At 31.4% G+C, this 25380-nt stretch carries 32 protein-coding genes; 9 read left to right on the forward strand and 23 right to left on the reverse strand.

Going from position 1 to position 25380, the window contains the following annotated elements:
* The first annotated feature begins 4 nt into the window (after positions 1-4).
* The 6 genes from ACKTS5_RS02875 to ACKTS5_RS02900 all read left to right on the forward strand — a co-directional run bounded on the left by ACKTS5_RS02875 (position 5) and on the right by ACKTS5_RS02900 (position 6307).
* The gene (locus tag ACKTS5_RS02875; RefSeq protein ID WP_408042331.1) at positions 5-505 is read left to right on the forward strand and encodes a site-specific integrase; all 501 of its coding nucleotides are present in this window, start codon (positions 5-7) and stop codon (positions 503-505) included.
* A gap of 127 nt (positions 506-632) precedes the next feature.
* Positions 633-1664, forward strand: a complete 1032-nt coding sequence (locus ACKTS5_RS02880; RefSeq protein ID WP_408042332.1) for a hypothetical protein — start codon at positions 633-635, stop codon at positions 1662-1664.
* Positions 1633-1995, forward strand: coding sequence for a hypothetical protein (locus ACKTS5_RS02885; protein WP_408042333.1), 363 nt, complete (start codon positions 1633-1635; stop codon positions 1993-1995). Before ACKTS5_RS02880 ends, ACKTS5_RS02885 begins: the two co-directional genes overlap by 32 nt.
* Positions 1985-3211, forward strand: a complete 1227-nt coding sequence (locus ACKTS5_RS02890) for a patatin-like phospholipase family protein (RefSeq protein ID WP_408042334.1) — start codon at positions 1985-1987, stop codon at positions 3209-3211. Before ACKTS5_RS02885 ends, ACKTS5_RS02890 begins: the two co-directional genes overlap by 11 nt.
* 603 nt (positions 3212-3814) lie before the next feature.
* Positions 3815-5875 carry a GNAT family N-acetyltransferase gene (locus ACKTS5_RS02895; protein ID WP_408042335.1) on the forward strand — a complete coding sequence of 687 codons (2061 nt, stop codon included), beginning with the start codon at positions 3815-3817 and terminating at the stop codon, positions 5873-5875.
* 9 nt (positions 5876-5884) lie between these two features.
* Positions 5885-6307 carry an ASCH domain-containing protein gene (locus ACKTS5_RS02900; protein WP_408042336.1) on the forward strand — a complete coding sequence of 141 codons (423 nt, stop codon included), beginning with the start codon at positions 5885-5887 and terminating at the stop codon, positions 6305-6307.
* Here the strand turns inward: ACKTS5_RS02900 and ACKTS5_RS02905 are convergent.
* The 12 genes from ACKTS5_RS02905 to ACKTS5_RS02960 form a co-directional block, all read right to left on the reverse strand.
* Positions 6304-6828 carry a hypothetical protein gene (locus ACKTS5_RS02905; protein WP_408042337.1) on the reverse strand — a complete coding sequence of 175 codons (525 nt, stop codon included), beginning with the start codon at positions 6826-6828 and terminating at the stop codon, positions 6304-6306. The genes ACKTS5_RS02900 and ACKTS5_RS02905 overlap by 4 nt on opposite strands.
* A 344-nt stretch (positions 6829-7172) precedes the next feature.
* Positions 7173-7991, reverse strand: a complete 819-nt coding sequence (locus tag ACKTS5_RS02910) for a hypothetical protein (protein ID WP_408042338.1) — start codon at positions 7989-7991, stop codon at positions 7173-7175.
* Positions 7992-8087: 96 nt separating this feature from the next.
* Positions 8088-9158: a type IV secretory system conjugative DNA transfer family protein gene (locus tag ACKTS5_RS02915; protein ID WP_408042339.1), complete on the reverse strand. Its 1071-nt coding sequence runs from the start codon at positions 9156-9158 to the stop codon at positions 8088-8090.
* A gap of 25 nt (positions 9159-9183) precedes the next feature.
* The gene (locus ACKTS5_RS02920) at positions 9184-9456 is read right to left on the reverse strand and encodes a helix-turn-helix domain-containing protein (protein WP_408042340.1); all 273 of its coding nucleotides are present in this window, start codon (positions 9454-9456) and stop codon (positions 9184-9186) included.
* 13 nt (positions 9457-9469) lie between these two features.
* The gene (locus tag ACKTS5_RS02925) at positions 9470-9952 is read right to left on the reverse strand and encodes a hypothetical protein (protein ID WP_408042341.1); all 483 of its coding nucleotides are present in this window, start codon (positions 9950-9952) and stop codon (positions 9470-9472) included.
* A gap of 18 nt (positions 9953-9970) precedes the next feature.
* Positions 9971-10390 carry a hypothetical protein gene (locus ACKTS5_RS02930; protein WP_408042342.1) on the reverse strand — a complete coding sequence of 140 codons (420 nt, stop codon included), beginning with the start codon at positions 10388-10390 and terminating at the stop codon, positions 9971-9973.
* Positions 10335-12581, reverse strand: a complete 2247-nt coding sequence (locus tag ACKTS5_RS02935) for an AAA family ATPase (protein WP_408042664.1) — start codon at positions 12579-12581, stop codon at positions 10335-10337. The genes ACKTS5_RS02930 and ACKTS5_RS02935 overlap by 56 nt, the downstream gene beginning before the upstream one ends.
* Positions 12582-12586: 5 nt before the next feature.
* Positions 12587-13072, reverse strand: a complete 486-nt coding sequence (locus ACKTS5_RS02940; protein WP_408042343.1) for a relaxase domain-containing protein — start codon at positions 13070-13072, stop codon at positions 12587-12589.
* A 31-nt stretch (positions 13073-13103) separates the two neighbouring features.
* A complete protein-coding gene (locus ACKTS5_RS02945) occupies positions 13104-13826 on the reverse strand; it encodes a hypothetical protein (RefSeq protein WP_408042344.1) in 723 nt (240 codons plus the stop codon).
* Between the two features lie 3 nt (positions 13827-13829).
* Entirely contained in the window at positions 13830-14528 is a 699-nt protein-coding gene (locus ACKTS5_RS02950) for a hypothetical protein (protein WP_408042345.1), read from the reverse strand.
* Between the two features lie 11 nt (positions 14529-14539).
* Positions 14540-15256, reverse strand: coding sequence for a hypothetical protein (locus ACKTS5_RS02955; protein WP_408042346.1), 717 nt, complete (start codon positions 15254-15256; stop codon positions 14540-14542).
* Positions 15186-15737: a hypothetical protein gene (locus ACKTS5_RS02960; RefSeq protein ID WP_408042347.1), complete on the reverse strand. Its 552-nt coding sequence runs from the start codon at positions 15735-15737 to the stop codon at positions 15186-15188. Before ACKTS5_RS02960 ends, ACKTS5_RS02955 begins: the two co-directional genes overlap by 71 nt.
* A gap of 140 nt (positions 15738-15877) precedes the next feature.
* Between ACKTS5_RS02960 and ACKTS5_RS02965 the strand changes: the two genes are divergently transcribed.
* The gene (locus ACKTS5_RS02965) at positions 15878-18265 is read left to right on the forward strand and encodes a tetratricopeptide repeat protein (protein WP_408042348.1); all 2388 of its coding nucleotides are present in this window, start codon (positions 15878-15880) and stop codon (positions 18263-18265) included.
* A gap of 491 nt (positions 18266-18756) precedes the next feature.
* On the opposite strand, the gene ACKTS5_RS02970 is transcribed toward ACKTS5_RS02965, so the two are convergent.
* The 4 genes from ACKTS5_RS02970 to ACKTS5_RS02985 form a co-directional block, all read right to left on the reverse strand.
* Complete coding sequence (locus ACKTS5_RS02970; protein ID WP_408042349.1) at positions 18757-19173, reverse strand: tyrosine-type recombinase/integrase; 417 nt, start codon at positions 19171-19173, stop codon at positions 18757-18759.
* Positions 19137-19958, reverse strand: a complete 822-nt coding sequence (locus ACKTS5_RS02975; protein WP_408042350.1) for a tyrosine-type recombinase/integrase — start codon at positions 19956-19958, stop codon at positions 19137-19139. The genes ACKTS5_RS02970 and ACKTS5_RS02975 overlap by 37 nt, the downstream gene beginning before the upstream one ends.
* 322 nt (positions 19959-20280) lie before the next feature.
* Positions 20281-20460, reverse strand: a complete 180-nt coding sequence (locus tag ACKTS5_RS02980; protein WP_408042351.1) for a helix-turn-helix transcriptional regulator — start codon at positions 20458-20460, stop codon at positions 20281-20283.
* 237 nt (positions 20461-20697) lie between these two features.
* Positions 20698-20964, reverse strand: coding sequence for a helix-turn-helix domain-containing protein (locus tag ACKTS5_RS02985; RefSeq protein WP_408042352.1), 267 nt, complete (start codon positions 20962-20964; stop codon positions 20698-20700).
* A 104-nt stretch (positions 20965-21068) separates the two neighbouring features.
* Here ACKTS5_RS02985 and ACKTS5_RS02990 point away from each other — a divergent pair, with 104 nt between their 5' ends.
* Both ACKTS5_RS02990 and ACKTS5_RS02995 read left to right on the forward strand, forming a co-directional pair.
* The gene (locus tag ACKTS5_RS02990; protein WP_408042353.1) at positions 21069-21296 is read left to right on the forward strand and encodes a hypothetical protein; all 228 of its coding nucleotides are present in this window, start codon (positions 21069-21071) and stop codon (positions 21294-21296) included.
* A gap of 22 nt (positions 21297-21318) precedes the next feature.
* The gene (locus tag ACKTS5_RS02995; RefSeq protein ID WP_408042354.1) at positions 21319-22140 is read left to right on the forward strand and encodes a hypothetical protein; all 822 of its coding nucleotides are present in this window, start codon (positions 21319-21321) and stop codon (positions 22138-22140) included.
* 15 nt (positions 22141-22155) lie between these two features.
* Here ACKTS5_RS02995 and ACKTS5_RS03000 read toward each other — a convergent pair whose 3' ends face one another.
* The 7 genes from ACKTS5_RS03000 to ACKTS5_RS03030 form a co-directional block, all read right to left on the reverse strand.
* Positions 22156-22323, reverse strand: coding sequence for a hypothetical protein (locus ACKTS5_RS03000; protein ID WP_408042355.1), 168 nt, complete (start codon positions 22321-22323; stop codon positions 22156-22158).
* On the reverse strand, positions 22316-22837 hold the full coding sequence (locus tag ACKTS5_RS03005) for an N-6 DNA methylase (protein ID WP_408042356.1): 522 nt from the start codon (positions 22835-22837) through the stop codon (positions 22316-22318). The genes ACKTS5_RS03000 and ACKTS5_RS03005 overlap by 8 nt, the downstream gene beginning before the upstream one ends.
* Positions 22838-22934: 97 nt before the next feature.
* Entirely contained in the window at positions 22935-23057 is a 123-nt protein-coding gene (locus tag ACKTS5_RS03010; protein ID WP_408042357.1) for a hypothetical protein, read from the reverse strand.
* Positions 23045-23206: a hypothetical protein gene (locus ACKTS5_RS03015; protein WP_408042358.1), complete on the reverse strand. Its 162-nt coding sequence runs from the start codon at positions 23204-23206 to the stop codon at positions 23045-23047. The genes ACKTS5_RS03010 and ACKTS5_RS03015 overlap by 13 nt, the downstream gene beginning before the upstream one ends.
* A gap of 291 nt (positions 23207-23497) precedes the next feature.
* Complete coding sequence (locus ACKTS5_RS03020) at positions 23498-24286, reverse strand: DUF3991 domain-containing protein (RefSeq protein WP_408042359.1); 789 nt, start codon at positions 24284-24286, stop codon at positions 23498-23500.
* A 116-nt stretch (positions 24287-24402) separates the two neighbouring features.
* Positions 24403-24867: a JAB domain-containing protein gene (locus tag ACKTS5_RS03025; RefSeq protein ID WP_408042360.1), complete on the reverse strand. Its 465-nt coding sequence runs from the start codon at positions 24865-24867 to the stop codon at positions 24403-24405.
* Between the two features lie 22 nt (positions 24868-24889).
* Entirely contained in the window at positions 24890-25195 is a 306-nt protein-coding gene (locus tag ACKTS5_RS03030; protein ID WP_408042361.1) for a hypothetical protein, read from the reverse strand.
* Positions 25196-25380: the final 185 nt, after the last annotated feature.

The following is a 25380-nucleotide window of genomic DNA, read 5'->3' on the forward strand; positions in this document are numbered from 1 at the left end:
TTTCATGCGAAAAACTATTTTTTTAGCCAGTTTTTATATGATGGGTATTTCGTTTATTGATATGGCTTTTTTGAAGGTAGAAAATATTGTTGATGGTAGAATCCTATATACAAGAAAGAAAACACATCGTCCTTATAATATTAAAATATCTGCTTCTCTTGAGGTAATTTTACAGTATTATTCAAAAGGTAAGAATAAAGGCGATTATCTTTTTCCCATCCTAAAACAAGATTCATTGCCTCAGCAATATAAACGACTAAAAGAAGCCAGAAAAAGATATAATAAAAAACTCAAAAAGCTTGCAGTTTTGGCAGATATTGATGAGCATTTAACTAGTTATGTTAGCCGTCACACCTTTGCTTCTCTTGCTAATAATAAAGGGATTCCTGTTTCTGCTATTTCAGAAATGTTAGGGCATGAAAGCCTTAAAACAACACAAATATATTTAAACAGCTTGTCTAATAATATTTTAGATAATTACAATGATATGATTATTGATATATGAATGAGTTATTTTTCTATTTTAAGTTAAGCGAGAAAGAGAATGAATTTACTGGATATTTGATTATCAGTTTTATATTTATAAAAAAATAGTATTTTTATAGCCTTTTAATATTCATATTTTTTTATAAATGACAAAAAAGTCCCTCGCTTTATTATTAAATGAATTATGTACTACAGACCAATTACACACTCTTTTAAAAGGTTACAAAGAAGAGCATAAAAAAGATATTAAATTAAGTGGTAGCAAGTCTGACTTAATTGAAAATACTCTTAGTGGAATGGAAAAGGAAATAATTCCTTTTGAAAAAGTTTTTAAGCTGATTCAGGATTCAGAAGAGTACGGTAGTCAATATATTTACCTTTATAAAGTACTAAACCCGAGCTTAATTAGTTTTTACAATGCTGGTGAAAAGATTAAAGAAAAGATTTTAAATGGTGTAGATTTTTCGAAGTTTCCTAAAACGACTTTGATACCATCAGAATTAGAATGGGTAGATTTTAGAGTGCCTAACAGAGGTGTTAATAATTCATGGCTTGGGAAGCTTTATGATAAGAAAGAAAAAGAAGTAAAAGAAAAGGATTTTATTGATCCAAGTTCAGGAAAGAGAACAGTAGTATATAAGACAGATATTACAAGAGTAATTTACCAAGTATATTGGGATGGTAAGGAAACTTTAGAATATAAGGTTAGTAGAACCGCTTACGACTCTTCAATGAGTTTACGAGAGTCTTTGATGAAGATCCAAAGAAAGGTAAAATCAACAGTTGATAGCGCTAAACATTTCAGAAAAGTAAATTTAACAGAAACTATAAATAAATTTTTATTATCTTACAAAGAACATAAAGAAATTTATTGTTTATTGAGTACCCAACTCAAAGATTCTCATGAAGGTACTGCTACTATAAGGATTTTTAATGAAGATATTGGAGACTTGTTTTCAGATACTTCAAGGAAAAGTGCAATAGAAGCTTACATGAATAATAGTGGAAATGGTACAGGTATTGTTGTACGGTTTTTAAAAGCTGGTTCAAAAGGCGAATTAGAACGAGATATAAATGTTATATTAGGAAGGGATGATATAAACCAAATCATTATCCAGCCTAAAATTAGCCCCAAGGAATATAGATATGTCCGAAGAAAAATTAAAGAATTTAGCTGAAAAATATCCTGAATACAAAGATGTTTTTGAAGATGTATTTAACTGGTTTAGAGAGCATCCGACAAAAATAGATATAAGGGCTGATTTTTTTTATGACACACATTCAGAACAGAGTGTGGACTTTGCGTTTTTTTTACTTGAAACAGAGGAAATCACGGAGACTATTTATAGAGTTATTGATGAGAATGGAGCTAAAATAGGTAAAGATTTTAATAGTATAAGCGAAATCCCTGAAACTATAGATGACGTTTGGGGTAGATCAATCGAAACGAAACAGGCGCTAATTATGCCATATTACATGCGAATAAAAAGCCCAAACTATGACCTCTGATCAGCGTATAGAAATTATTCGTATACTAATAGATGAATTTCATTTGCATATAAAACCAACTTTAGTATCCCCCGAAGATTATAAGGAAAAAGGAGAGCGTTGGTTAAAAGAAGTTAAAGAGCGTTATCAAGATGATAAAATAGATGTTCAGGCAACTAAAATATTACTAACGACTACAACTAGGGCTTTTATGTTTTCTTCGAATTTGATTCTGAAAGAAGAGATGGATGAATCAAATATATGGAAAGCCCTAATTATGAAAGGTGGGGGAATAAAAGGAATTGCATATGTTGGAGCTTTATCGGAATTATCAAGCTTTTATGCTTTTAATTGGTATGCTGGTACTTCAGCAGGAGCTATTGCCGCGACATTACTAGCTGTTGGTTATACTAACCAAGAACTAGAAGAAATACTTGGTAATAAAAATTTTAATGATTTTAAAGATGCTAACTTTATATCTAAATGGTGGAATTTAATATCTAAGTCAGGGTTTTATCCAGCAAATGAGTTTACAAACTGGCTAGACACATTATTGGCGTCAAAATTAAAAAAAATGACAGCCGTTAAATTTAAAGATTTGCCTAGTAGATTGTCTGTTTATGCAAGCAGAAAAGGGAATGAGGCTCTTGTGTTTGATTCTTTGGATCCAGGAAGAAAAGAGGATAGGGTAGCACATGCGGCTAGATGTAGTATGTCTATACCATATATATTTACTCCAGAACGAAGCCAAGGGTTAAAAGTATTTGATGGTGGTGTACAGAATAATTTTCCAGTTAAACAGTTATTAAAAGATAACCCCAATACAGATTTTATAGGGTTATATTTAGGAGCTGAAGTTTATGAAGGAGAGAAAAGGACTTCTATTTTCAAAAATATTTTATCCATTTGGATGGAATCAAATGATATTGAGGCATTAGAAGAATATAGCGAAAGTATTGTGGCAATTGATACAAGGCCGATATCGACTTTGAAATTCAAATTAAATAAAGAAGAAAAAAACTTCTTAATAGAAGCAGGTAAATTATCTGCTTTAAGGTTTCTAGATAGTAAAGGTAAAATTGATAAGAGTCAATTTGATTATAATGAAAGAAAGGTGTTTTTGGAAGAAACTAGGTTGAGGTTAAAGAAACGATATAGAAAAAGAAAGTTAGTTAAAAGGTTTTCTGTTATTGTTTTGTTTTCTTTGATTTGTGTTGGCTATTACTACTTCTTTTAATATGGTTTATGTTTCCGTAATTGTGGTTATAGAATTTAAGTTTACACTTTATTAAATTAGTTCTAAATTTAGAAATAGTAAAAAGAGTGGACTAAGGTTAAGTTATAGAAAGAAATATTAAATTTTGCCAACATTGATAATCTTCCGTCTTTTATAAATTTTAAATCGGTCAGTTTTTGTTGAGGTCAATTTATTGTCATTCATTTTTTAACTTGTATTGATTTAAGAACGTAATCGATGGTATCTCATAAATTGTGTCAGAATAGCTAATTCTACTTGGTCATATTCAATTTTTTAAGGCGGGTAATTTTTCTCGTATTTTGCATTTTGCAAAATATTATCGATACTTTATTTTAATATTTAGTTCCCACTTCAATATGTTTTTTGTTTCAATATCCTAATTCCGTTTGATATTTTGAAGGTTTTCCCATCTATTTTAATTATGTTGTTGAGATTAAATTAATAGCAATTAAAAATTTCACTAATTATCAGAATAATTTGTATTTTGCTTATTGAGTTACCCCAATCTATTGAACAATGAAAATAAATTGCTTTCAATCATTTTTTGATATGTTTTTTAAAAAGCTTAATACCTGAAAAAGTATGATAGTAAGGAAAATAGGTTTAAGTGAAGAAGCTTTAATCCAAAAAGTAATAGAATTAGGAAATAAAAATAAGAAAACCTTAGGATTGCTTCCTGAAGGAGCAATTCGTCTACATATTAAAAAGGGGTTTCTTTTCATTAGCATTGATGAAGAAGATAACTTACATGGGTATGTCTTATTTTCTATTACACAAAGAAAGAGAATTATAAGAATAATTCATTTATGTGTTGAAGAAGAATTTAGAGGTAAAAAAATAGCAAAACACTTATTAGACTTTTTAAAAAATGAGTTTTTAGATAAGCTGAGAGGAATTTCATTATCATGTAGAGAAGATTATAAAGAAGCGTCTAGGTTTTGGGAAAAATATGGATTTAAACCTGTAGGCAGGAAAAGAAGTAGGAGTAAAGAGGAAAAATATTTAATACTTTGGTCGTATGATTTTGGAGGTGCTGATTTATTCTCTAGTTCAATAAATGAAACTAATTCTATTAAAGCAGTTTTAGATGCAAACATTCTTATTAAAGGTAGAGATAAATGTGAAGATGGTACTGGGGTTAATTTTTTATTTTCTGATTGGTTGAATGAAGTTGACTACTATTATGCTCCAGAAATTTTTAATGAAATTAACAGAGATAAAGATAAATTAAGAGCAAAAAAAACAAGACTGTATTTGCAAAATTTTTCTCAAATTAAGTTTAAACCAGATTTACGAGATACGATTTACTTTGAGGTTTGTAAAATTGTTTTAGGAGATTCTATTAATGATAAATCAGATAAATTACAATTAGCTGAATGTATAGCTTCTGAGTTTGAGTATTTCATTACAACAGATAAAAATATACTAGAGGCTTATGATTTAATTTTTAAAAAATATGGAGTTCAAGTACTAAGACCGACAGACTTTATTCTAGAAATAGATGAGATCAATAATAAAACTAATTATTATTCATCTCGATTAGCTGGAGTGCAGTCTAATTATAAACCAATACAAAGTTTAGAAACAGATCAATTAGTTGAAATATTTTTGGTTCGCGAGCAAAGTGAAAAAAAACATGAACTAAGAGATATATTAACTTCATTATCAGGAGATGTAAAAAACTCTAAAACAATGATTGTTAAGAATAAAAATGGAGATATAATTGGAGTATGGGCAGGTAGAATAAATAATGATATATTTGAAATTAAATTATTAAGGACACAAAAAGGTAAGTTATCAGACATATTGTTTAAGCAATTTCTTTATAGACTTATTAACCTATCTATAGAAAAAGAGAAAAATTATCTTTCTATACAAGATCAGTTTTTAAAAAGATCTCATAAAGAAATAATTGACTCATTAGGTTTTTTTTATAAAGAAAACCAATGGGTTAAATTAATAGGCGTTGGAATTGTAAATTCATTAGATTATTTTTCAAAAGAGAATGTAACTGTAGGATTTCTTAATAATGATATTGTAATTGAGTGGTTAAAATCAAATAGTATTGATTATAAGTTACAGCTAGAGAGACGCTTATTCCCTTTAAAGTTTAGTGATATTGATATTCCTACGTATATTATTCCAATTCGTCCATATTGGGCAGGAGAATTATTTGATCATTACATTGCTGGTGAGGATTTATTCGGAGCTAAACCAGAACTTTCGTGGAATAGAGAAAATGTATATTACAGAAGTGTAAAGCCTATAAAAGAAGAGTTTCCTTCTAGGATTCTTTGGTATGTCAGTAAAGGTCAATCAAAGAATAATAGTAGATGTAGTGCTATTGTTGGGTGCTCATATTTAGATGATATGGTTATGGGAAAACCTAAAGAGTTATTTAGGCAATATAAGAACTTTGGTATTTATGAATGGGAGGATATATTCAAACTAGCAAAGAATGATACTGAAAATAAAATTAAAGCCATAGAGTTTAGTGATACCGAAGTGTTTAAAAATGCAATACCATTAAAAAAAGTTCAAGAGATTTTTATCAAAAATGGGAAAAAATCAAATACATTTGCATGTCCTGTAAGAGTAGATAAGGAAATTTTCAATCAAATCTATATATTAGGTACAAAATAAAAATAACAAATGAGTAAGGTGGTAATTCTTTCTATAAAGCCAGAGTTTTCTGATAGGATATTTGAGGGTACAAAGAAAATTGAATTAAGGAAATCTAAGCCTAATTTAAAGAAAGGAGATTTAATTATTGTTTATAATACATTACCAGATAAAGCTATTGTTGGTGTTTGTAAGGTTAATGAAATAATTCAATCAACACCAGATGAAATTTGGAATAATTATTCAACTGATTTAGGAATAGACAAAAAGAGATATTTTGAATATTACTTAGGAAGAGACAAAGCAGTAGGGCTTAGAATAGATAGTTTTAGAAAATTTAAAAATAGAATTTCTTTAGATACAATTCGAGAGTTTCTTCCAGATTTCACTCCACCTCAAACTTTTAAATATTATAATAGGGATTTACTGACAGGGATTTTAGCTATAAACTAAAGACTTATTTTTTCATTTTTTAAGGCAAAATCGTATAATACCTTACAGAAAGGGATTAAAAAAACTTCGGTAGTCCATTCCTTTTTACCTTTTTTTCCAAGTAGATGTAAACTAGGCATATAGTACGGTTTAGGGGATTCATTTCTAATGTCGTGTCCGATATAAGTAGAATGTATTATTTTGTTTATAGCCTCTCTTGGTGAGAAAAACTCTTCCTCATCTAAAATACCTATTATTTCAGAGCCATTAAATTTGCTTAAGTTAACTCCTTTTTTTGAATTAATTATTAAATCATCAAGAACTCTAGTGTTTATTGCAATATCTAATATTAATTTTGAAAATTCTTCCTCAAAAAGATTTGAATATTGTTGAAATAAAGGAGAAGATTTAAAACTATCTAAAAAAGTTTCATTATCATCTAAAATAGCAGTAAACCCCATAAATAAATTTATTAATCTAAATATATTTTTCTGTAATTCAGATGTACTAATTATATGAGTACTGTTTTTAGGTAGTTTCATTGTTAAATTTACTTATTCGTATGTTTTTAATATAAGTATTTAGAAAGTTAATAATAAAAATGTTTAAAAGAATAAGAATAGTGGTTTAAGTGTTTTGATAGAAGAGTAAGTATATCAAGAACTATTTTAGACTTTCAAAACATCTAATTCTCGATATTAATTTCATTTAATGACAAGGTTAATAAGAAATTTAACCTGTAAACAATATTAGAGGCTAAATGTTTGGTTTTAATTTTGATAAAAAAGAAGCATTGGTTGTGTTAATACAATATTTAATTAGAATACTACTTATTATATAATTTCTAACTTTTCATTTATCAGTAATGATAAATCATACGCTGTTTTTATCTGGAAAGCTTTGTAAATGATTGAAACGTACTACCAGTTAATCCTTCAAATAAAATATTTTCTTCTATTGTTGGTGTAGCGACTAGATTAGCTATTTCAGCAGTATTAGTTGTTCTAGGTCTTTTTAAAACAATTGGATTTATCCCAAATTTAATATCTAAAGAATATTCATCTGTAGATGTTGCTAATTCACCACCTATGTTCATCCCAAAACCACCGCCTTTTGCACCTGCTTTAAATTTTTTATATTTTTTTCGAACAATATTTTTTTGAACAAAACCAGATATTGCAAATAAATAACATATTTCGGGGTCATTAATTAGGTCTTGATTGTCATTTCTCCACTGTCTTACATTAGAAGGCCATTCAGGATCATGTTGATTTATTATCCCTGTTGCTTGATCAAAAACCATCAAAGAGAAGAAACTTTCGGAAGAAAGCTCTGCGCTTAAATAACTTAAAAAAGAAACATTAGAAGCCAATTGTTTATCAACGACAATAGAACTTCTTAATGTAGGTTTTGTTAGTTTGGACGATTCATCAATTTTTCTTTTAATGGGATAAGGGGTAAATTCAAATAAATAATTGGGATCAGCAAGGTTACTTGGGCAATTGCCATCTACCTTCCTTATTTGAAGTACCATTCCAAGTAAAGCATAAGGATTAGAAATATATGGCTCTGCATCTATATACGCAGTATGGCTCCTTAAATTCAATTTTGTAATTGTTTCTTCTTGATTAGCCACATTTGTTTGCTCAGAAACTTGACTATTCATTGTATTATTTATATGTTCAGTAGAATTATTTCCTGACATATTATATTTGGTTTGAGGTTAATTAGTTGTTTTTATGATCGTAAGATATTGAAGTGTTTTATCTTTTTATACAGGAAAATCACCCTAAAAATAATTTCATACCCTCTGATCAAACCCAACTACCACATGATTCTGTTTAGTTTTTCCCCAAGTTCTACGTTCCATAGCTGCTTGGAAAGTTGTTTTATAAATCATAGCGGCATATATGGCGGCAATTCCAAATTCCTTTACAGGAAAATCAATGATTATAATACTGTTTTTTTGATAGCTATTTTCAGGTGTTAATTCTTCACTTAATCCAAAAGAAAAATGATCCTTTAAAATTCCGTTATTCAAAAAAGGTTCTACAATCCCCATAAAACTTACTATAATGATACTAGAGGCGTGTTCACCAATTTTAGGAAATTCTCTTAGCCAATAATTCATTAATAAATGGATTTCATCTTCATCTAATGCAGATATAGAGAGCAATACCCTTAAAAAATAATTAGAAGCCACCCAGTTGTCTAATTCCTCAATTGTTTTTTGACGCTTTGCTGGATCTATATTTTCATTCATAGATTGATGTTCTAGCGTTTGATAGTGATCTGCTTCATTGGCTTTAAAACTATCGGTAACTAACCTACGCATATTGACAATGCTGATTTCTTCTCCTGTTTTTCGTAGAGTTGAAATAGACCGACTAATCAAACGCCGTAAGGACAAATCCCAAAAACGCTCATCTTTTCCACTAGCTCCCCCAGATAAATACACTCTATTAAGATCATTTAATCCTATTAAAGCCTCAATAGCATTTAATACCTCTCCGCTTCCTTCTCCCGTTCGGGTCATTTCATATTCTAGAAAATTAAAGTGCAATCCACTATCTTTATTAAAAACCACGACATCTTTCATTCGCTCAGGAGCATGTTTTTCAATCAGTTTGATCCAATTTTCTCGTTCATTTTTCTTAGAACATAAAATACACATGCCAAATTTATTTTTCAGTATTGCTTTGGCTATGTGCTTACCAGCGCCCGACGTCTTCCCACTTCCAGTGCTTCCAGTAATAAGTACACCTTCTAGAGAATCCGCCCAAGTAATTGGGTCTTTGGTTTTGGGTAATGTATATAATGTTGTATCTAATATATCTTCGTGACTCTTAGCTTTTGATTGAAATAGCCTCATAATTTTTGTGTAATGATATTGATAATTAAAATGTATCTCTTGTATTTTTTTCTAAAAACTCATCAATAGATTGAGAGTCATATAAAATGATTTTTTTACTCGGCTGTGCAAAACGAATTTTCCCCTCGTCTCGGTAACGCTGTAGCGTTGTTTTAGAGGTGATGTTTAAAGCCTTCATTGCCGCTTCAGGAGTAATCCACTTACTATTTTTCTCGGTAGCTTTTTGATCAATATGAGCCACTACTTTGTCTATGAGTTCAAAAAAAGAATCCTCATCAATCAATATGAATGTTTTCATAATTTCTTATGGTTTAACGATCTTTATGTATTTCTTTGTTTTTATTGATGGTTGGTTTTACAGGAACACGCGCGTTAAAATATTTTCCTAATCCTTTAGATTTGGAGAGCTGATTTGTTATTGATTTTTCTGGAATGCTACGTGATTTTTCTGTCCCTTTATGAAACCACTTCGATAGGTTTTCGCCTTTTCGATAAATTGTTTTCGCCTGATTTAATAGTAACGTTTTTAGTTTTTTATCTTCTTGTATTCGTTGCTGCTGAATTACTTGATGTGAAGGGTGTGGTAAACCCGACCGTATCCTTTGTGCATAATAAATATCAGCAGTCGTTCTTTTTATTTGCTGTTCTTTTTGTTTGCTTTCGTATTCTTTTTTAATATTTTGAATACTGAAATATTGTGTATGATCTCCTAGCTTACTGTATAAATTCAAACGTTCTTTAGTTTGTGTATCAGTAAGATTTTTAAAGCCTTTATTGTTGTTAGGATGTTTCATTATTGTTGTTTTAAGCTGTTATACTGTTGTCATGACAGATTCTCCTTCGATATTAATTTCTTGAATGCATGTACTTTGTAAATCACTGGCTTTTCCGCTAGGACTTGCGCAAGCCCAAAGCAATTGTTCTTTGTTCATGTATTCTCGAATAGGGTCAAGATGATATCCAGAAATTTTAATGAGTAGCTCATAAGCTTTCAGATACAAAAGACTACTATCTTCTTGTATGCAAATAGTAAGCAAGGCATAGGAAAATCCATATCGTTTCCCATTGGACTTAATGAGTTCGAAACGTTTAATGAATTGTCCTTCTTCCCCGATAGCATAACATTGCTCAAAATTCGGCACTTGTTCTTCCGTCAAGTCATTGTTACGAGCAGTATTAGGAAATGCCTCTTGTAATGCTTTGTTGCTTTTGAACAGTTCTTTTCTTTGCATAATCATTATTTTTAAGTGTTAGTATTTTATGATGCTCGCGTTGTTGGCGTTCCATTAATTTAATATGTTGTTGTTTGGCAATCTCATTGGCCGTTTTACGTTCTCCGCTTCTTGCAATGGCTGATTTCAAGGCCGTTTTATTATCTGTAAAAAGCTTGATTTGGGATTTTCCTCTGGAAACGGCGACATACAAACTTTGTTGATTTACTGCTCCCAAAGAAGCATCCGTCATACTGATATAGATGTTTTTGACCGTTGCGCCTTGTGCTCCGTGACTGGTAGACACATAATTGTGGGTAAGGTGATAACAATTCCTTGCCAATGTTTTTCCATTTTCAAGAAGAATATCGCCGTTTTTTGCAAACCCTTTTACTTGTTTAGGCGTTCCATTATTGATTTTTGTTCCCTGTTTTGATTTTAAGTTTACCGTAGGCTTTATCAAATCTCCTTTCGCTAATTCGATGGTCGCTTTTTTATATACACTGTATTGTTTAGGAGTGAGATGTGGTAATATCAAAGCTTGATTTGTATCCATATCTCGAACCTTTATATCGGTTGTTTTAGAATCTGTTGTATTGGATATTACTTGATAATGTTTTCCTGCTTTAAATCCTCCTTTGGTATTACGAATAAATCGAATGACTTGGCCTTCCTTATAATTATGAGGATTTTTTTTCTGACTCTCAGTAAAGGATAGATTTTGTAAATTATCAAAAAGACGGGGGATGCCTGTAATACTGCCTTGTTCTTTTAATTTATCTCGAACCAATTCTGAAATAGCATCTTTTTCAGCATTGGTTGGGCTTATAATTAATGAAGATTGGTTGTTATTAGTCGACTGAATATAGTGCTCAGCTATGGTCTCTATACGTTTATCATGCTCAGGAATTTCAATGACAGCTTTCATTTTTTTATCTATAATTTGATAGCCTTGAATTGTTTTTCCTCTAGCAATGAAATCAACAGCCTCTTTATACTCAGGCGCATCTTTTTGACGCATATTTTGTTGAAGATGTACCGTTTTGATTTGCGCTTGTTCTTGTAAAATACGCAAGGCATCTCCAAATTCCCCTGGACTACTATGTTGGCGAATATTACCACTTAAAATCACCCGAGCATTTTTCTTAGAAGCAATGTCTAGTATTTTTGATAGGGTAGGAATACCGCACATACTAGCTTCATCTACACAAATTACTTGGTTTCGAATGGCTTCTTGTAGATCAGGTTTGATTAAAAAAGAGGCAATGGTATTGGCTTTATCAAAGCCTTCTTGTTTTAAAACATCCACGGCTTTAGAAGAAGGAGCAATGGCAATCATTTGTGTATGTACTTCTTTTAAACCATCGGCTAATTCTTGAAGCATGGTCGTTTTCCCCGCTCCCGCCTTACCTTCGAGTGCGATCACTCCATCATTGGAAGATAAAATGTCTAAGGTGGCTTTTTTTTGATCCTTATTTAAAAAATCTCTTTGTAAGGTATACTCAGGATGTAAAGGCGGATATTTCCCTTTGGCCTGTACTACTTTGAAAATAAGGTTGTTTTCAAGCTGTACCATTTCTTTTGTGGTGATTAGATCAAGATGATTTTCGGTTGCTTTAAGAATGTTTTCTCGTTGATTTAATTCCTTTTCAAAATCTTTGGGAGCATATCCATTTCCAAAACAAAGTTCCATAGCATGGGCAAGTACACGTTTTTCCTCCACTACAGAAACACGTTCTAAAAAATGCTCTAAGCTTCGATCAATAGCACTAGCAATAGTGATAAATGGAGCCGTTTCTTTATGAGCTGTATTTTTAATTTGTTGAAATTCTGCAAGCTCTTTAGCAGTTAATTGGCTTTTCCATACGTTGATCAGTTCACTTTCAGGTACAGATTGATTTTTAGAAACGCGACTTTTTGCTCCAATAGTAGCTTTTTCTTTCGCATTAGTGATGTTTTTCGTTTTGCTGATCTGCTCTATAATGCGGGTTCTTTCAGAAAATCGTTCAATGATAGATCGAGAAACCCCTTTAATTTCCCAAGCATCCTGTGTTTTTTCAATAATGTATCCAAGGGCACGTAATTTGTTGGTTAATTGGGTATGAAAAAATGCCTGCAAATAAGGAGCGGACTTGAAAATCAGATACGGATCAATTGCTAAATATTTATCTCTTTTAGGGCTATAGGTTGCTGAGATTAAAAAGTTATGAATATGCTCTAAAGGTTGTACAGCCCATACCTTTTCCCTTTGTACTCATGAGGTACAGGTCTGCCTATTGTATGATGAAATTCAGCCCAACATCCATTTTTTGTTGCTTCAAAATACCGATGGGTTTGGGTATTGTTTTGAGCAACGATAAGTTTTTCAGCCTCCAACATCATTTCTCTATTTGCCTCTTTTAATGCTTGCTCTAATCGAGGATCATTCCCCAAAGCTGAGAGAATGCTAAAGTTTTTAGGAGGAAGCGTGGTAATATCATAGCCCACACGACGATTTTCAACATTGAGTGGTGTTAATTTTTCTTTATAGATTAAGCCACTAAAATTTTCAGATGTAACTTCTTGTAATCCTAATTGAAGCGCCATTTCACCCTGATAAAAAGCAGGAATGGTCTCTTGATAGTATTCTCCCTGCTTGCTTAATGAAGATTGGTGATAACTACAAGCCGCTTTCGCATTGGATGAAATGGTAATTCGTATCATGTGTGTTATATGTTATTTCAGATTAATTTTTTTAAGCTTTCAAAATGCTATCTATATGTGCTTTGTGCGATTGATCGATCAGTTGCTGTGTTCCTTCTGATAGTCCAATGACACACATAAAAATGCATCCATATAAGTCCCTATATTCAAACCACAATAGTAACCCTATGCCAATTGAACTAAGCGGCTCTACAATTCCACAAATGAAATATTCATTAACTCTTGTGTATCGAGAAAGGATTAGAACAAGCCAGCTTTCCCCTCTTTTGGTACTACTCGAATTACCTTTTCCTAGCCACGTCATCACAAGATGCACCGTGGCGCTTACCAGAAAAACAATGCCGTAGTAGAAGATAAATGAAGAGGCTATATCCTGCTTCCAATATATCAGCAGTGCATCCCAAGGTTTTATCAATACAACTACAGGAACAATTCCAATGGCTAGTGGTTTCCAATAGGAAGCTAGATGTATACTATTGATTCCTATGATAGAACAATATGCTATAGCTATAGCAAAAAATCCTAAAGTTTGTGATCCAACTTTATACATCCAGACACTCCCATGAATCATTGCAAACACGGCTCGTTGAAATTTGAAAAACTGTTTGAGTAGTAAGAAGAATTTATTCTCTCTGTTGTTTTTATTTCGAGGTTTAAAAATGGGGCTATTGATCATCCCATACACAATAGCCATTTCTGATATTCTTACTGTTTTTCTACTACTGAAATTTCTATCGGAAGCTTTTGTCATCATAAGCTATTTATTAAAAATGTTGTCAATGTGATTACTAAATCGGATCTCTGCATTTTTAGATTGATAATAGCGTGTCCAAAACTGTCTTACTTCTCTAAAAAGCGCATCGTTTTTTTTACTTGGATGAAATACGACGGAGATCACAATCCCAGATAAATCAGCATTCTTCAATGGAGTATCATAGGTTTCTAACTGTGTTACTATTTTTTGATAGTCATTTCTGATTTTTAGAGGTTTTTTGCGGTATTTATAAAAACTAAATTCAGCATGTTCAAACAAATCACTAAAGACCAAAATGCTTTTTTGATCAGCTTGTGATTGCATGAGCTTGTATAAAGAGGCTACAAATACACTGTATACAAAGCTTTTGGGTAAATTTTTACTTGGAGCTTCAAAAGCCTGTAATCCGCTGATAAAATCCTGTTCAAATTTGCGTTCTTTAGCACGTTCTTCTGCTTCTGTTCTTAGAAGATACGGCGGACTTTCCGCTTTATAAACCACAATACTTTTAGAGCTTGATTGATCTATAATTTCTGTAATGGTTATACGTCCGTGTGATAGGGTACGATATATCGAAAACAGGCTGTTTTCATTAAGTGGTTCTCTTTTTTCTGTCTGATCGAAGATCAGGACTGCCTCACTTTTAGGTGATGTTGTACAGCCCATTACTATGAATATCAGAGTGATATATACCTTTCTCATTTTAATAAATTTTAGTTAGAATAATTATGTTTAACACAAGCGTTGTAAGCCGCTTTTTCAATGTCTTTTAGCTGTTCTGTTCTATGAGCTTCGTATTCATCAATTACTTCGATAACATTTGTTGTTTCACGCATCGCATTTTGGATATATTCAAAATCATCTTTAACACTTTGGGTGGCATACGTTTCACTTTCAGCTTTTAATGTATGAGCGATATGCTCATATCCTTTTTGCTCTTGCTCAATTCCAGAGCGTATTTTGGCATCTTCAATACTGTCAGTTTCAATCTCTTTTTTCATCTCAAAAAAGGCTTGATGTTCTGCTCTTAAGTAGCTGACATAGGAAATAGTGGCGTAGAATCCTAAATTGGCTAGGGTAAGAATAAATGAAGCGTTAGAAATAAATCGTACATAGCCCATAACTCCTAGAAATATACCCCCCAGTGCAAAAGCAATTGTACTTGCTTTTAACAATCGTTTTCTTAAAGCATATCCAGCATAATGAGCTGAAAACATCATTGCTAAAGACAAGGCTATGGATAATGTAAATAAAAATATATTGGCAATATTTTCACCTCCTAAATGTTGTAGCCCAAAAAAATTTAAGATATGCTCAACAAATCCTAACGTTCCTACAAATAGTGTGTACGTGCTTATCTTAACTATTGTACCACTTTTTTTCTGGTGTTTCGCCTTTACATTGTTCAAATACATAATCTTGTGTTTCATGTTTTAATTGTTTTAAATTTTCTAAAATCAAGTGCCGTTTTGCTTTCTGTATTTCTACAAATTCGGTAAGTTGATATTTGTGCTCTTGAAGAGTTTCTGAATGTTTTTGTATATATTCATTAGTATACTTTTTAATCAGTAACTTTTTGTCAAAGTTGTCTATCATACGTTTACATTTGGATTGTCCTTGTTTTACGACAAGTCGAATAGCACCGAGATCAGCCTTTATCAGGTTTAAGGTTTTCTCACATGAATTAGTAATATCTTGTTGAACAATTTCTAATGGTAATTTTCGAACGGTCTTAGACTTGATAGTCAATATTTTTTCTAATTGTTTTAACTCTTTATCATGACTTAAAGAGTTTAGGTCTTCTTCTTGACGAAATGGTTTCATTATTAAACCAATGTCATTTCTTGTTTCGTAAAAACCACCTATTTCTGATTTAATCGGTGATTTCTTCTTTTTAAAAAAAATTCCCATGTTATTTAATTATTTTTACTGAGGTTAAGTAATTACTTGACACAAAAATCTGAAGATAAAACCTGTCTTCCTTCGACATTCCTTCGAATAAAAGGCTTCGAAGGTTTTTCGAATAAATGAGCAACAAAAACATTTTTTTAATGCACGATTCTAGACGATTTTGGGATGAAATTGCTGAGGATATTCAAAAAAAATATGGCAAAGGACATCCGTCTACATGGAAAAGAAGTAATTTCGAGTCTTTTTTAAGTCATCTTGAAGAAGAATTGATGGAAATCACGAAGGATAAGAAAAACTTAGCAAACCTTTGTGATATAGACCATAGTAAGACAAACAATCACTGGAAAGCATTTGACCCAACTACTTTAGAAAATATTTTTCGATACAAGAAAAATGGTGGTAAAAGAAGCAAAAATGTTTTCGCCATATATCTTGGATATAATTCTGCAGATGATTATTGTGTCAAGAAAGGAATTTTACCCCAGTACTTAAAAACTAAAATCTCAAAGCGTTCAGAGGATAATCAAAATGAAGTTTCTAAACAATCTCAACAAGAAGCTTCTAATTCTAAAGAAATTGAACTATTAAAAAATGAAATACAAGGATTAAAAAAACAAATTGAAACTGGTTTTTCAGATACAATAAAATCAATAGAACGATTATTTACTAAATATCAAAAATCAGGGGAGTTTAATGAAGCTGAACAATATTTCCAAAAAAGAAATTATTCAGAAGCCATCAAATCATTAAATATTGATGAGCTATTGGTTACCCTAAAAATCAAAAATCAATCTGTAATTGAACATCAAATTGATAAAGAAAAAATCATAGATGCTATACTTATAAAAGTCTATCTCCTGTATAGAAACAAAAAATTAAAGAAGTGTCTAAAGCTACTCAAGAAAGCATTAAAGATTGACCCAACGAATACCAAAGTTATCGTAGATCTATCTCTCCTATATGCTGAGACAAAGAATAATGATAAGGCTATTGAGTTTTTGAAAAATGCTATTGGAAGAAATCCAAGTGCTATTTTTAAAGCAAGAATCTACTTGACTATTGCGACATTTTACTGTCTCACTTATGACCAGTTAAGTTTAGGTATAAAATACATTGAAAAAGTTATAGATATATTATCTAAGCTAAAAGAAAATGACTTAAACTATGATTTTCGTGAAACCATTAAACTTTATCTCAGATTATCAATATTTTTTTACAATTTAAATTGTTTTGACCATACTGCTTTTTATCTATCAAAAGCCCATAAATTAAAAAATAAAAAAAACATTAGTTATGTAGATAATGAGTTAAATTATCTTGCTGGCCTTATGGTAATATTGGACGTTAATTATAATATCAGTAGGTATAGGCTGAATTATACATTACCTATTTTAGAAAACAACCTCATTTTAGTTCGTAAAGAATACGAAAAACATCCCAAACGAAATTTTGAAAATTATATAGAAAGATTATGTTTGAGAACTTTGATAGAGATAAAAAAAGAAAAGCCATCTCGAGTTCGTTACCTTCTCAACGCTATAAATGACCTTATAACCGAGAGAAAAAATGAATTTATAACCAATCCTTTTATTCAGTCCATTGTATCAGAACTTTTCTGGGAAGCTAATGTATTATATGTAAGAAAAGGCTTAATTACCCTTCCTGAAGTTGAAGAAATAAGCAACTCTGAATACTACAATAAAATTTTCAACAAACCTTCTTATACAAAAGCTAAGATTAAAATATTAGAGGGACATACCGTTTTCTACCTTGAAAGTTTTCATAGAGCCAAAGAAATCTACCTAGAAACTTTAGATATTTTAGATGATATCAAAAAGAAACAGCCTTTGGAGATAAGCTATGAGCTATTAACAACTTATTCATTTTTAATATACTGTTTAGAAAAAACGAGTTCTGATAGTTCAACAATCAATAAATATGCAGTTAAAGTTCTAAAACTTATACAAGAAATACAAGGTAGAGACCACAGCTTTAAATATTCAGATTATCAAGACGCTTTGAATCTTCTTTGTGAGAGCAACTACCTTAGAAATAGACCAAAACTTTCACATAAACTGTTTATGATTAGTTTTGAATCTTTAGGAAACTTAGAAAAACAAGATAAATATTGGTACTGTAAAAAATATTATTTCTCTGCTTATGGAGTTCTAATGTCCATATATAAGAAGTTTAATGTTTTTAATTTGGACCGTGACTTATTTGAGGCATTGGCATTCATATCTGATTTTTTATCTAATCTCTATGAAAATCGTAATTTTATTGATAATTATATTTTTTCTGCATTGTCAAATATCATTGATTTTTTCAATACTGCTAATAATTTAGAAATCAGTACTAAAGAAAGCTTGCTAATAGCTTGTCAAAATAATTTCATTGATTTGGCAGAAGAAGCTTATTTAAGGGGTGTTAATGACAATTTACGGTTTGAAAATTATGCTACAGCAATGGAGATTGCTAAAAAAAACGGATATCATGAATTAGTTGAGGTAATTAGAAAATTTAAATAATTATCTGCTAAAAGTAGGTTTATCAAAATCACTTCGCTTCCAGTTTTCATAAGCCTTTACAAGCAATGGTAAATCTTCTTGGAAAGTTTTATCATCTTCAGGATGGTCCATAAATTTCTCATAGAATTCCAGTAATTTCTTAACTTTTTCTCATCAGATATCAAAGGCATTGATATTGTTTTAACCTGATTCCTTAGAAAATCATGTAACAAATCCAACTCTTGATTATCCAAATATTCATACTCTCTTGCTATTGTTAATTTGAAATACAGTGCAACCAAATCAACATTGAATTTAAAATCAATTAGAAAATCTTTGAAAATATATAAACGATGCCTATATAAGTGACGACTACGGATAACTTCATCTTGAAGACTTACGACATGGTGAAAATAATTTCTGAGATTTTGTGATAATAATAGGGACATTAACCTCTCCTTATCCCTATGGCTACAGTATAGTATTCTATTTCAACAATTATGTCAATACAGTTACAATGATGAATTTGAAATTTTAAGGCTATCTATATAGTCCGCCCAATCTTGCATCATTATTGTTCTTTTTTCCAAAAATTGCGCTCTATTATAAGTAGCACCCAATGAACCTTTGTGTTTATGAGCTAATTGTCGATCTACAATGGAAAAATCATAATCCAATTGTTCTTGAATAAGTGTTTCTGCCATGGCACGAAATCCATGAGCACAGTGTCTATCTTGAAACCCCAATAATCTAACAGCTTTAGAAAAAGCATCTCTACTCATATGTCTATTTAAATCACGTCGATTGGGTAATACATATTCGCTATTACCATTCACCTTTTTTAATTGCTCTAAAATTCTTAAAACTTGTTTAGAAAGCGGTACAACATGTTTTAGTCCATCTTCATTCTTTCTGCAGGGATCACCCATGTTTTTTGATCGAAATTAAATTCTTTCCACCTAGCACCAGCCATTTCTATCGGACGAACGAAAGTGAGCATTAACATTTCAAGACCATGTCTGGTTTGTCTATTAAGTCCTGCATCATTGTATTGAAGTGCATCTAAAAATTCTTTTACCTCTTCTGATGTAATCAATGCAGGGTGATGTTTTGTTTTAGGTTTAATCAATGCACCTCTTATATCCAAAGTGAAATCACGAGTTACTTTTTCGCACGCTAATGCGTACCGTAAAATCTGAGAGGAATATTGTCTAATCCGTTTTGCTAGTTCTATAGTTCCTCGCTTTTCAATTTCTTTAATCATCATGAGAAAATCTTTAGATGTTAAATCTTTCATCACAATATGTCCAATAACTGGTATAATATATTTTTTTACCCTTTTTTCTATTTCCTTAAAAGTTTGAGGTTTTACTTCTTGTTTGTGTTTCTCCAACCATTCATAAGCCATAAAAGAGAATGTTAACACATTTTCAATCTCTTTTTTTCGTTTTTGTTCCTTTTCATGTTCAATAGGATCCTTACCTTCTGAAACCATTTTATGGAGTGATCGGTGGATTTCTCTCGCTTCTACTAATGAATATTCAGGATAAGCCCCAATGCTGTAAAGTTTCTCTTTTTTATTTATCCGATACTTATACCTCCATAATTTTGAGCCGTTTGGCTTGATGAGTATAAATAAGCCTCTTCCATCAGCTTTTTTATAGGCTCTATTTTTAGGTTTAAAATTTTTACAATGTAAGTCTGTAAGCTGCATTGGGGTATCTCCCTTTAATGGTTAACGAAGTACCCCCAGAAATACCCCCAAGTATGATAGATTTAGACAAATCTTCATGAACTTACTTGGAGGAATAATTTCCTTGTAAATGAGCATTTGCAAGGTTTTGGAGGTTTATTTGGATTTTATTGGAAGATAGAATGGCATCCCGTACGGAATTCGTTAAATCATTTTAGGTACTGATAAAAAACGATTTTTAGACATCCAAAAAATCTAATACCCCCACAAACAATTGCTATAACATTCAGGGTTATTCCTATTGGTACATTATTAGTATATCAGAATCTACCAAACTGAACAACTAACTCACTCTTTTTTCTTCAAACCAGTTTTCTATATCCTGTTCAAGCCACCCTATACTTCTTTTTCCGAGCTTAATCGATTCAGGAAATATTCCTTCTTTTTTGTAGGCGTATATAGTTGATCTAGACAATCCTGTTTTTTGAATAACCTCGGGTAGTTTTAAAATACGATTTGGCATGTTTACCTCTCTTTGTTGGTGGGGTTATAAATTGTTATTTATGGTGCAAATAAAGCTCATGAAGCGTCACTAATTCAGGGGTTTGATTTCCCCTGACGTGATGTCTGTCAGTAAATTTAGATTATAAAGTCTCTGAAATAATCTTATCATGACTTTTAGATATACATTGGAAAGAAATTAATTGTATTAACCCCTAATTAATAGCCAAAAAATTGACTACAATCTTAAGATAAATATTTAATCTATAGGGTTATGCTTTGTGCCATTTGGAAAAACGGTCTTTGTTTCAAGAGTTGTGAAAGAAAGCTCCTCTTTTTTATAAAGTTTCTTTAATCCTGTTACTACTTTACCTTGTATTTTAGCTGATCCTGGGGCTTTTTCATTGTAAAGTTCGTTTATATAACTCATTGAAACCTTTGAAGCGATAGACAAATCCTTTTGGGAAAAACCATTAGAATCCATTATTTCTTTTAAATTATTAGGATATTTATTCTTTTTACTCATTTCATGTATAAATTTCGTAAGTTTAATAAAAACTTCGTTTTTTTTAAAAAAATGGCATTTTTTTTGTATATTCGTAATGAACACAATATGTTATAATTTTAATTATGAAAGTCCCTTATAGTAAAAAAATACGTGAAGTAGCGAATGAAGGAGCATTAACTATAGCAGTAGTTAGAGGGCAAGGTAATAAAAGAAATTACGTCGCTTCACAATTTAAAGGCAATACTTCTGCTGTTTTAAAGAAAGTCACACTTGCAAATTTTAATAAAACAGCTTCAAAAAAACAAGAGAATTCAAAAAAACAGAGAAAAACTGTATTAGGTTTATTCTAAATATATTTAATTTCTATCTGTTTTGAATATAGCCTTTGTTACACTATTAATATTTATTATTCTTTTACCTGGCTTTTTATTTATTTCTGCTTATCATAGTGGTAAATTTTCAAGAAGATATGTTAAAACAAGTATATTTAATGATGCTTCAAGAGCCATTATCCCCTCTATAATATTTCATAGTCTTGCATACATAATAATCAGAAATTGTAGTTGGTTTAAATCATATATATCTTTAAGAAGTCTAGGGATTTTATTATTAGGATCCAAAAATGATATTTTAATTTCTGAAGTTTTTCAACAGGATATAGGCAATTTTGTTTTTGAAATTTTCAGCTATATTATAATATCTGTAGTTTTTGGTTTTGTAACTGGAAAATTAGTTGTTGGTATTATTAGAAAATATCATTTGGATTTAACGTACTCTTTTTTTAGATTTGATAATGAGTGGTATTACGCACTCACTGGAGAAATACTTGGCTGGAAAGAAAATGGAGGGGTTGAACGGTATAAAAACTTTGAAGAAAACGACCCTGCTGTATTTGTTGATGTTCTTAGTAATTTTGGCGGGGAACTATATATTTATTCTGGATTCGTTTTGGATTTTTATTTAGATGAAGATGGTTTAGATAACCTCCATCTTGATAGTTGTTATCGTAGAAAAATAGACGATTCTATAGATGAAGATGAAAGTTTCATTCCAATGGAGGGGCAAATATTTCTTATCCCTTCGGAGACAATACTTAATGTGAACATTTCTTATTACCAATACAAAAAAGAGGTAGAAGGAACTCCAGAACAAGTATATATAGACAACAAAACTGATATAGATTCATCAAATTAAGCTTAAAACCTTTAATCAAAACAAACTCAACTGCTGAGTAGTAGTTGTTTGATTTTCGGTTTTTGGTTTTATTTTAGGCGGGTGCAACCATATATAGGATTGTTCTTTTTCAATAGGAATAATACCCAACCCGTTCATATTGATATGCCAACCACCGTACCATTCCATCGTAAGGCTATTCATCCATGCGATTTCCCCCTGTAAACCATTGAGAAAAAAAATTTAACGTTGCCATTTTTGCACAGGTGCAGTCGTTATCTGCGCCAAAAAAGTAATTCTTCGGATTGATTTTAGCGGCAGATAAGAGCATACGCCCCGATTCACAAGCAGGATCTAAAATGCGTTTTCCTTCTTCTGTATCTAAATTTGGAAGTGTCATACGTGCTATCATTTCACAAACAGGATCAGGTGTAAAAAACTGTCCATTATGTCCCTTGGTGATATTGATGGTGAAATACTCACCTAGTAGATCAGAATAAGGTTTGTCTAAAATGCTGAGCTGTAAAGCACCTAAAGCTTTAGACAGTTCGTTTAATTCTTCTTTTGAATACGGCTTTATTGTTTCCATGTATAAAGCTTCGTTGTTTTCGTCTTGTTCAATTAATTGACTTTGAATATTCGTTTGATGAAATGAACAAATTCCCATGGTCAATAAATCGTTGAATACCCTTGAAATACCATGTGTACGTCCTATCATTCCAATAGGTTTTGCAAATTCATTAAAATGTTTTGTAAAAATAGTAACTCCATAAAAAAATACAGGCAGGAGACATTTCCCCTGCCTGAGTTGTTTTTTAGTTATCGTAATTGATTTCAAATGCACGGGTAACGATGCGTCCATCTACATCTGGTGTGATGGGGCTAAAAGCGTCTGACCAAGAAATATAATTCGTCCCTTTTTCACTTACTTTTTCCAACCAACAGCCAACTCAACATTTTTAGTTTCACGTGTTTGTTGTCCATTTCGATTTGTTTTGTAATAGGCTTTTTCTTGAATTAGCCGCCAGTTCGGCATGTTTTCATTGTTTGTTTTTTCTGTGTTTGTAGTTTGGTTTTTATCAGTCATGATGTTTCCTTTCTTTATTAAAATGACCGTTAGAGAATTCACCCCATCGCATGAACCCTTGCCAAGCGGCGAGCGTCACGAAATAACCGCAACGTGTTGCGGTAGTGACCTCGTTTTGAAATCAGTAATTTTACATGTACCGAAATACTAGAGAATCACGTCAGCTATGCTGGCGTAGATGACCTTGTGTTTCGCAAACATTGAAAAACAGCAGAAGCGTTACTGATTTTAAAATAAGCTGGTTTTAGGGTTTTTGCTTTGAGGTAAAATTGATAGAAGGCTTATGGTTGTTTATGAGTTACTCAAAACATCATTCCAATCTTTATTGATTTCTTTTGGGCTATGACGCTCGATGGTGTTTATATTTTGTGGTTTAAGTTCTGATTTTAATTTATCAGCAATTTGATTACCGCCTTTATTATTATCTGTGATTATCAAAACACGTTCTAATTGTGAATGATCATATAAAATTTGATTAATGATATTGATTTGCTTTCTTGAAATACTGCCACCAGTTGCTAAATAAAAAGTGTGCTTGAGAGAGAACAGCATGTGATAACTCATAGCATCAATAGGGGCTTCTGAAATTGCCAAGGTGTTATCGTTTTTAAATCTGTTGGAGTACCAAAGTGTTTTTTCACTGCCATTGACAAAGACAGAGATATTACCGCCTTTGATTTCCAAGCCACAAACTTCACCGTTCTTAAAATGCGGAAAAATAGTATTGCCGTATTTATCTTTATAGATACATCCTTTAAAGCGTTCCGAATTCATAACTGCATTCGAGATACCTCGATAGTTTAAATAGATATGCTCTTTGGCAACTGTATATTGAGAGAAAAGTTTTTTAATTCTATCAGGTTCATATGTCTTTTCCTTAATACAATATTTAGGCCTCTCATTTAAAATATCATGTCCGCCAGATTGAAATTTTTGTAAAATTTCAGGAATAGATTTTCCAGTACGGTTTTGAATAAAGTTGATGATTGTGCCGTTATCCTCGTGATTGAAAACCGAGAAATACATCCAAATACTGTTCTTCTTAGAAATTACAATCTTGTCATTTTCATCATTAAACATGACCACTGAATTTCGGGTGGATTTTCGTTTATTAATCTTATAGCCAACGCTAGTGGCATAGTTAATCAGGTTAATATCATACTTTAAGTTTTGTAGCGTGTAGAATGGATTCATGACTATATACCCATCAAACATTCATCAGATAAAGAACAATAATTAGTGTCAGTAATAATTAGATGATCCAGAAATCTAATTTCAAGCAGCTTACATATATGTTCTATTTTGTTTGTTAGAGCCAAGTCGCTTTTACTAGGTGTCAGGTTGCCACTGGGATGATTATGTGCGGCAACAATACCGCTTGCTTTAGCTAAAATGGCCGTTGCAAAAATCAATCTTAAATCAACAGCCACTTCATTAATTCCTCCTGTAGCCACTGTTGAAATGCCTAAAACATCAGAATTTCTATCAATAACCATGATTTTAAATTCTTCCTTTAGATTAATAGTGTCGTTATTCCAATGCTCTCGTAAAATTTTATAAACATCACTGGATTTTTGAACTTTTGGTAATTTTTTAGTTTTGATTTTATGTCGGTATGTCAGTTCAATTTGAGGAATTGTTTTTTGTATTTCTTTACCCATATTTTACACTCCTTGATAGAAATTATAGGCAGTTATGAATGACTTTGGAAGCGATGGCAATTAAGTCTAATGTATTTGATCGCTCCCCAATTATAAGTTGATTAAGAATAGCTTCAGCATATTCATCTACTGCTAAGTCCCAATCAATTTCCACATCGTCAATAATGTTCATTAGATCATGAAAAACCCTAGAAGCCTCGTTACAGGTTGTCCAAATGGTGTTTTCATAGCCATCCATAGTGTTGGAGATCATGGCTATGTGATCTGGATTTTCGAAAAAGTGATTAGAAATTTTAGAAACAATTGTTCCATAGAATATGTGACTCATATTGGAGTCTCCTTTCATTAAGTATATAACGATTGAAAAAATGAGAAATGCAATGCTCTAGATTAAGAACTCGAAGCTATTACCCATAAAGAAGAGCAATAGTTTTGGGGTTGATATTTAAGAAAATCTTAGTTGACGAAAAATGTATGCATATGTATGTGAAATCGTTTCAACCAAACGATTTT

The organism is Tenacibaculum litopenaei (assembly GCF_964514025.1).
GTDB classification, from domain to species: Bacteria; Bacteroidota; Bacteroidia; order Flavobacteriales; family Flavobacteriaceae; genus Polaribacter; species Polaribacter litopenaei.